Genomic DNA, 5,104 nt, shown 5'->3' with positions numbered 1-5,104 from the left:
CCGTACATCTGTGACACGACTTCATATGCACGAAGTAGATTGGGGCGAACAGGAACACTAGTATGCGTTGCGAATCTGTTGGCCTTCGCTTCACTTATCCAGAGGACCTGCCGGTTGATGGCAGTTGTCTGACGGGCCAGTTCGGATGCCTGTGCCTGTGACGCAAGCAAGTCCTGATTCGATTCCCTTGCCATTGAGAACAGTTCAAGATGTGTCACGATTCCCTGAAGCAGGTTTCCCACCTTGTGAGCCCAGCACGAGAGCAGGAAATCGCTCTCCTGTCTGGACAAGTCCAGTTCTGCAGACCTCTTCGTGACCTCGACTTCCAGAGTCCTGAACGGCTCAAGTACGGTACCGATTATCATGGCAACATCGATTAGACACAACCCACCTGCGATGCAGGAGAGGTATAGAAGCTCTGCTATCTGGAGAGGATTCCACAGAAACGTAAAGATGACGGAGGCGACCGACCACAGGACTATCGCATGTATCAGTGCCGACACCACATGGTCCGGGAAGGATCTGTGTTCTCTCAAGAGCATGAACAACGAGATGGCGTTAGCCAAAGGGAAGGATACGGCGATGAACCAACCGGCAGGGGTCAGTCCCTGAACGCCACCTATCTCCTCGGTGGTCTTCAGCAGACCGCCGGGAGTGAAGAATGATAGGACCGCTAGAAGCGGAATCACCAGTCCGCCGAACAGCGAGTATAGCACCTTGTTTCGAGGCACGGGCTCTGCATCACCGGCGAAGGAGTAGAGCAGGACGCCCGGAGCCACAACGAGGCCCATGAGTGCGACCATGGACCTGTTCTCGTTCCTGCCTGCGAATGTGTAGCCCCATATCTCCATGACTGGATGCGTGAGTCCATAGAGCAGTACCAGGAGGCAGAGGTCCAGTGCCAGAAAGAGAAGCACCAGACTCCTCAGATTGTGCATCTGGCCGTAGTAGAAGAAAGAGTATGTGAAGGCTATACCGGACACGACGACCGTGAAACAGACAACAACCCAGAGATACACATTGAATGCAGGGGCGTCTAGCACAATCCATGCGTCACCTGACAGTACAGCGGCTCCGGTGACCAAGAGGAGTGCCATGAAGGTGAGGGACACCACTAGACTGGCAAGAGTCCTAATCCTCTCAAGTTTCATCTTGTCAGAATACGTCCTCTTGCGAGTATAATAGCCTTTGGTCGGCTGATGTCATATGCTGCGAATCGCGTGTGCCAGAGCGTCTTTCTCCACTCTGCGCTTGAAGTCATAGCCCTGACTCTCCGCCATCTCAAGCAGAAGAGGTATGAGAGAGAGCTCAATCGATATCTCTTTGGCCAGAGCGGTGTCCAGTATCTTGTCGCGCACTCGAGGCATGATCTCTTTCAGTTGCCCATAGGAATAGAAGACCTTACTCAGGTTGTTCCTGAGCCTGAAGAGTCCATTGTCCTCTTCAAGAGCCTCTTTGATAAGCTGTTCAAAGTGCTTTGCGTCGAGCACTCGACCGGACTGCATCATGCGTACCTGTTGGAGGTCGAAGACACATGCACCCGCAAGATCTTGACCCGCAACTTCACTGTGAGCGATGAGTCGAAGACTGACATTCTGTCCACCCAGCAGACCCTTTAGAGTCACCTGCACAGAAGATCCCACAACCTTGTCATCGTGAACGAGCACAACCGTGTTACCTAGGATGAGCTGCGCCACACAATGAGCCAATGCCTTCATCCCATCCTTCCGCTTTGGCCCGAATGCATCGACCAGAGATGTGAGTGCGATGGCCCCTTCTCCGGCCTGTGTCCTGGCAGGCTGAGGAGCAAAGTCGGCTCGGATATGCAATGATGCGGGGTACTCAACATCACGAACCATGAGGCGGGAGTCTATGTAAGCCACAAGGGCATGTTGAGGATCGCCATGAACCGACAGAAGAGTGAAGATGCCACCCTGGCTACGCTTCAGGTCATCATCAGTGACCGTGAGTGTGATGTTCTGCTGGCATCTCTCACAGAACACCAGCGCTTGACGGGATGACTTTTCTGCCAATCTAACACCCTCGGCAATCTGTACATCCTAGAGTAATGCGTTTCCAACTAAACAATCTTCCGTTCTCATTGGTCTACTGACGAGAGGATTATCTTGGTTGCCATAGCCGCTAATGCATCGAATCCCTGTCCAGTCTTCGCGCTTACTATCACGTATGGCACGCCCAGCTCCTGAGCCTTCTCCCTGATGTCTTCTTCCTTCACCCCACACTCCTCGTCTGCCTTGTTTGCAACAATGATCCAACGCTCCCGAGGAACATGTAGAATCATGGGTATCCAGTTGTCAACTTCCATTAGTGACGAAAAACGGGTGAGGTCAACAACAATCAGGACCACCTGAGTGCCTATCAGTAGGGAGGACTGGAAGAACCTGAATTGCTGCTGACCACCCAGATCAAACACGCACGCAACGACCTTGCTGTCATGTGCCTCGCTCTCAATAGACCACGTCTGGATGCTGACACCGATTGTCATCATGGTCTCTACAAACTGACCAGTGACCAGTCTCGATGCAATTGTCGTCTTGCCTGCGCCGCCGGAACCCACCATTGCAACCTTCACGACAGCAGGGGACATGACCTCACCTCAGACGACTATCTAACAGATCTAGGCCTTCTTTGACATCAGGACACCTGCCGCCACTAGCAGAGCAGCCGCCACACTGGTGAAGGGATTGAAGATTGCAAGTGAAGGGCCGAGCAGGAGCAGCTGACCATATGTTGCAATCGTCCAGCCGACCACCAAGAGCAGGGACTTGCGCTTGTAGAACGGATCGGCCTCCCTCTTGTAGCTGATTGCTAGTAGGACAAGAGAGATGGTAGACACTGCCACATCAAGAATGAGTGTCAGATAGTACACTAGGTGACTCCCGGAGCCAACTGGAAACTCCAGGGCGTAATGCGGAAGACCATAGTTGTCCGTGTACGTGTACTCGATGGCTGAGAGCTGGATCATCAGTGCATTGAACACTGCGACAATGAGTATCACAACGACAAGCCCCATGACGCTCCAGTACGACTTCTGACCCTTTCTCTGTTGCAAGAGAGGATAAATCAGGAAGAGGGCCAGTGGAACGACCATTACGATGTACATGTAGTTCTGGATTATCCAGAGCAGCAGTTCCATGGGCTCTCCAACACTGTAGAACCCTCTGAAAGTGTAGGTTGCTGCAGTGGTCGCGTATCCTGTCATGAACACTGAGAACACTAGTGTCAGATTGTTGCGCTGCATGATGTATCTCCTCAACAGTGCAGCAAGACAAGCAAGTGCACAGAGCAGCACAATCGCGAAACCGTAGTTTATCAGACCGAAAGCCAATATCATCACCTGACCGCATGTGGAACTCCAGTCCACTGAGGATTACCTATGCAATACCTCCATTTATGACATACTGATACGTATCAGGGTGCATTCCAGCTCACTGAGTCCCCATACTGGACATGCGCTCAGCACAAGATGCGTGATTGACACTGAACGCAAGGTAGACTGCTTGCGGACGATGTGGTTAGGTTGACTGCTGCGCACTATCAGAAACCTACACACAGGCCGCAAGCAAAGAAAAGAGGAGAGAAGAGCTTCACCGGCAGCCCTTGCGGGGTTGTCCAGCGCAGGCCAGTGTTTTGGGCCGCGCCTTCATTCGCCGCCGGTCACAAGCTCCCTCTCGACAATCACGCGGTCCTCCTCATCCACTATGACGAGGTGGGCACCGCATGAGAGTCAGCAGTCGTAGCACCGCACAACCATCTCGAGGAGGTTGAGCAGGCCTTCAGGTATTTCGTCTGTCATCATATTCACCATGCTGTACTACTATGTCTTGACTAGTGGCTCGGGGAGTTTGAGGCCCTTGAGACCGTCCTTCTCAAAGATGAGTCGGGCCGCATCCATCAGGGACTTCTCTATCCCAGCGATGTTGTTGTTGGTCGCAACCACAAGGTTGGCCCTCACTATCATGCCCTTGTCGTCGCTCTCGTAGTTGTGCAGAAGCGTGCCTCTGGGAGCCTCCACAATGCCCACGCCGTCACCGGCTCTGGGCTCGACATCGCTCAGCTTCACATCCGTGCTGACGATGTCAGGGTCCTCCAGTAACTTCTTGATCCACTCGGCAGCCTGGACCATCTCCACCACACGAGCATAGTGATATGCAAATGTGTGATGTGAGGGTCGTCCGATCAGCTGTCGCATCTCTTCGAGTGCTGCCTGTGCCATTGGTGTGGCCATCCTGTCAGCCACGTTGCATCTGGCCAGACAGTTGGCTCTCCATATGCCCGCCGGATAGCCCGCAGGCTTGTAGTAGATGTGTGTGGCATACGAGTGGTCCGGGACGTGCTCTCCGTAGAACTGCGTGTAGTCCTTCGGTTCAAACTCGGCGACGACCTTGCCCTCAGGGCTCATCACTCTCACAGTGCCGTCATAGATGTCGAGGACGCCCTTGTCTGTCAGTCCGATGTAGTAGGTCGGCGTGACCGCCACCTTCGTTATCACATCGATGTAGGCGTTCACCACAGTCTTTGCAAGGTCCACCGTCTTCTGGATGTTCTCCAGCATCTCAGGTACCGCCTTGAGCCACTTGTCCCTGTCCTCCTCGGAGAAGGGCGACAGCATACCTCCCGGGATGCCGGTCACCGGATGCACCGCCTTTGCACCAATGTCCCTGCACAACTCCTGCCCGAACTCCATCAGCTTGATGGCCTGCACAGCCACACCGGGGAGGTGTTTCAATACCGCGGCGACGTTCCTGACGGAGGGGTCTGCAAAGGGCCCGAACACAAAGTCGGGTGCTGCAAGGGCATAGAAGTGGATGGCATGAGAGGACAACTGCTTGGCCTCGATGAGCAGTCTGCGCAGTTTCACAGCCGCAGGCGGAGGAGTGACACCCCATGCCGCCTCGACAGCCTTCACACTGGCAAGATGGTGCGGTATCGGACAGATGCCACATATCCGTGGGGCTATCCGCGGAGCCTCCTCCATCGGCCTGCCCTCAAGGAACTTCTCAAAGAACCTCGTCGAGTTCACATGGAACTGGACGTCTTGAACCTTGTTGCCGGGTCCCAACTTGATGGTGAGCGAGCCGTG

General features: G+C 54.0%; 5 protein-coding genes. All 5 read right to left on the bottom strand.

Going from position 1 to position 5,104, the window contains the following annotated elements; translation table 11 throughout:
- Nucleotides 1-1,151, bottom strand: a 1,151-nt coding sequence (locus tag HXY34_06190; protein ID NWF95713.1) for a hypothetical protein, incomplete at its 3' end; no start/stop codon positions are given.
- 51 nt (nt 1,152-1,202) lie between these two features.
- Nucleotides 1,203-2,033: a hypothetical protein gene (locus tag HXY34_06185; GenBank protein NWF95712.1), complete on the bottom strand. Its 831-nt coding sequence runs from the start codon at nt 2,031-2,033 to the stop codon at nt 1,203-1,205.
- Between the two features lie 65 nt (nt 2,034-2,098).
- The gene (locus HXY34_06180) at nt 2,099-2,608 is read right to left on the bottom strand and encodes a GTP-binding protein (GenBank protein ID NWF95711.1); all 510 of its coding nucleotides are present in this window, start codon (nt 2,606-2,608) and stop codon (nt 2,099-2,101) included.
- Nucleotides 2,609-2,638: 30 nt separating this feature from the next.
- Nucleotides 2,639-3,349, bottom strand: coding sequence for a hypothetical protein (locus HXY34_06175; protein ID NWF95710.1), 711 nt, complete (start codon nt 3,347-3,349; stop codon nt 2,639-2,641).
- A gap of 489 nt (nt 3,350-3,838) precedes the next feature.
- On the bottom strand, nt 3,839-5,104 hold a 1,266-nt coding region (locus HXY34_06170; GenBank protein NWF95709.1), incomplete at its 5' end, for a Ni/Fe hydrogenase subunit alpha.

It is taken from the genome of Candidatus Thorarchaeota archaeon (genome assembly GCA_013388835.1).
Taxonomy (GTDB): Archaea; Asgardarchaeota; Thorarchaeia; order Thorarchaeales; family Thorarchaeaceae; genus JACAEL01.
The sequence above is the reverse complement of the archived record's forward strand: the minus strand, read 5'-3'. Positions and strand labels throughout refer to the sequence as shown.

Coding starts and splice junctions, on each gene's coding strand:
- HXY34_06180 (NWF95711.1), bottom strand. CDS start 2,608: ATGTCCCCTGCTGTCGTGAAGGTTGCAATGGTGGGTTCCGGCGGCGCA.